Raw genomic sequence first — 2,822 nt, 5'->3', positions numbered from 1 at the left:
CGCGCACGCCGCAGGAGGAGATCCTGTGCGGGCTGTTCGCCGAGGTGCTGGGCGTGCCGCGGGTCGGGATCGACGACAACTTCTTCGAGCTGGGCGGCCACTCCCTCATCGCCACCCGGCTGCTCAGCCGGATCCGGTCCGTCCTGTCCGCGCAGCCCGGCATCCGGGCCCTCTTCGAGGCGCCGACCGTGGCCGGGCTCGCCGCTCGCCTGGACAAGAACCTCGGCACGCGGCCCGGTCCCGTCCCGGCGCACCGGCCGGAGCGCATGCCGCTGTCGTACGCGCAGCGCCGGCTGTGGTTCATCAACCGGCTGGACCCCACCGCCCCCGTCTACAACATCCCGATGGTGATGCGGCTCCGCGGTGAGCTGGACCGGGCGGCGCTGGAGCAGGCGCTGGCCGACGTGGTCGCCCGGCACGAGAGCCTGCGCACCGTGTTCCCCGAGACCGGTGGGGAACCGTGGCAGCGGGTGCTCGACCCGCAGGACGGCACGGTCGGTCTGACCGTGCTCGACGTGGACCGGAAGAACACGGACGAGGTGATCGCCGATCTCGTCGGGTGCGGCTACGACCTGACGCGCGACCTGCCCTTGCGTGCCTGGCTGCTGAGACTGGGCCCGACCGAGCACGTCCTGGTGGGGCTGTTGCACCACATCGCGGGTGACGCGTGGTCGCTGGGTCCGCTGGCGGCGGATCTGGGGGTCGCGTACGCGGCCCGGTGCCGGGGGGAGGCGCCCGGCTGGGCGCCGCTGCCGGTGCAGTACGCGGACTACACGCTCTGGCAGCGCGAGGTCCTGGGCGAGGCGAGCGATCCCGACAGCGAGATGTCCCGGCAGCTCGCCTACTGGAAGGAGACGCTGGCCGGCCTGCCGGAGGAGCTGGAACTGCCCCGGGACCGTCCGCGTCCCGCCGACGGATCGCACCGAGGCGAGCGACTGGCGTTCTCGATCGACGCGCACCTGCACCGCCGGCTGCAAGCCCTGGCCACGGCGACCGGCACCAGCCTGTTCATGGTGCTCCAGGCGGCGCTGGCGGCGCTGCTGACCCGGTTGGGCGTGGGCACCGACATCCCCATCGGCGCCCCGATCGCCGGACGCACCGACGACGCCCTCGACCGTCTCGTGGGACTGTTCCTCAACACCCTGGTGCTGCGCACCGACACGGCGGGCGACCCGACCTTCCGGGAACTCCTGGAGCGCGTGCGGGAGACCGACCTGGGCGCCTACGCCCACCAGGACGTGCCGTTCGAGCGGCTGGTGGAGGAGCTGAACCCCGCCCGCTCGGTGTCCCGTCACCCGCTGTTCCAGGTCTGCCTGGCCCTCCACAACACCGATCGGGCGACCCTCGACCTGCCGGGTCTCGGAGTGTCCGCGGAACCCGGCGAGCAGGGACGATGGGCCAAGTTCGACATCGCCTTCGCCGTGACCGAGCGCCGTTCCGGCACCGGCGGCCCGGACGGCCTCGACGGCCTCGTCGAGTACGCGACGGCCATGTTCGACCGGGAGACCGTCGAGACGCTGAGCGTCCGCCTGGTGCGTCTGCTGAAGGCGGTCGCCGCGGACCCGGACGCCCCGATCGGCCGGATCGATGTCCTCGGTACCGCCGAGCGCCGCCGCCTCCTGGTGGAGTGGAACGACACCGCGCGGGAGGTGCCCGCGACGGTGCTGCACGAGCCGTTCGAGCACCAGGCGGCCGTGACACCGGACGCCGTCGCGGTGATTTTCCAGGACGAACGACTGGACTACCAGCGGTTGAACGAGCGGGCGAACCGGCTCGCCAGGCACCTGGTCGGCCTGGGCGCGGGACCGGGGCGACTGGTGGCCGTCGCCCTGCCGCGGTCCGCCGAGCTGATCGTGGCCCTGCTGGCGACGCTGAAGTCGGGGGCGGGCTATGTGCCCATCGACCCGGACTACCCCGCCGACCGCATCGCCTACATGCTCCGGGACGCACGGCCGGCCCTGACCCTCACCGACGGCACGACCGCGGCCCGGCTCTCCGAGGCGTTCGGTGACACAAAGACGCTGCTCGTCGACCAGCCGGACACCCTGACGGCCCTGGAGGCGCTGCCGGCGGGGAACCTCACGGACGCCGAACGCGCCGGTGCGCTCCGTCCCCACCACCCGGCCTACGTCATCTACACCTCCGGCTCCACCGGCCGGCCCAAGGGCGTCGCCGTCCCGCACTCCGCGATCGACAACCGGCTGCGCTGGATGCAGGCCGAGTACGGGCTCGGTTCCGGCGACCGTGTGCTCCAGAAGACACCGAGCGGATTCGACGTATCGGTGTGGGAGCTGTTCTGGCCGCTGCGCGAGGGCGCCACGCTGGTCGTCGCCGAACCGGGCGGTCACCAGGACCCGGCGTATCTGGCCCGGACCATCCGCGAACAAGAGATCGACGTCTGCCACTTCGTGCCCTCGATGCTCCGGGTTTTCCTCGCGGCACCGGAAGCCGCGGGCTGCGGGCAGGCGCTCAAGCGGGTGTTCGCCAGCGGCGAGGCCCTGCCGCGGGAGACCGCCGAGGACTTCCACCGGGTGCTGCCCGGGGTGCCGCTGCACAACCTCTACGGCCCGACCGAGGCGGCCGTGGACGTGACGTACCACGCCTGCGAGCCGGGCGCGTCGGGGCCGGTGCCGATCGGCCGGCCGGTGTGGAACACCCGGCTGTACGTCCTGGACGCGGCGCTGGAGCCTTGCCCGCCCGGTGTGGCCGGGGAGCTGTACCTCGCGGGAACGCAGCTGGCGGACGGTTACCTGGGTCGTCCGGCTTTGACGGCGGAGCGTTTCGTGGCCGATCCGTTCGGGGTGCCGGGGGCGCGGATGTAC

1 protein-coding gene is annotated in these 2,822 nt (G+C 72.7%); it reads left to right on the top strand.

The features are described from left to right. Positions 1-2,822, top strand: a 2,822-nt coding sequence (locus tag ABD335_RS26585) for an amino acid adenylation domain-containing protein (protein ID WP_344328064.1), incomplete at both ends; no start/stop codon positions are given.

The organism is Streptomyces macrosporus, assembly GCF_039533145.1.
In the GTDB taxonomy this organism is placed as follows: Bacteria; Actinomycetota; Actinomycetes; order Streptomycetales; family Streptomycetaceae; genus Streptomyces; species Streptomyces macrosporus.
The sequence above is the reverse complement of the archived record's forward strand: the minus strand, read 5'-3'. Positions and strand labels throughout refer to the sequence as shown.